General features: G+C 70.9%; 1 protein-coding gene. It reads right to left on the reverse strand.

Annotated elements, in window-relative coordinates:
- Positions 1–512: cytochrome c biogenesis heme-transporting ATPase CcmA (gene ccmA, locus AC3G3F_RS23870; protein WP_488395933.1), on the reverse strand; the 512-nt coding region annotated here is incomplete at both ends.

The following is a 512-nucleotide window of genomic DNA, read 5'->3' on the forward strand; positions in this document are numbered from 1 at the left end:
TGCTCCGCCATCCGCCGGGTGAGGCGCGCCACGCCGTTAACGTCAATGGCGGTGAACGGTTCGTCGAGCACCCACAGCGCGGCGCGGGTCAGCCACAGGCGGGCCAGCGCCACCCGGCGCTGCTGCCCGGCCGAGAGCTGAGCGACCGGCACGTCCTCAAATCCCGCCAGCCCGGCCTGCGCCAGCGCCTCCGGGAGGCGTGCGCCGTCGCCGGGGTGGAAGAAATGCAGGTTCTCCCGGGCCGTCAGGCGGGTTTTTATCCCCGGCTGGTGCCCGAGCCACAGCAGGCTCTGATGGAAGCTGTCGCGCACGCGGCGCAGGGGTTTACCCTGCCAGTACACCTCCCCGCCGTCCGGGCGCGCCAGCCCGGTCAGCAGGCGCAGCAGGGTGGTTTTTCCCGCGCCGTTGCCGCCGGTGACCTGCACCCACTCCCCGGCATCCACGGTGAACGACAGCCCGCGAAACAGCGTCCTCTCGTCCCGCTCGCAGTGCAGTTCTCTGGCTTCAAGCAT

Source organism: Salmonella sp. FC25216 (assembly GCF_057751355.1).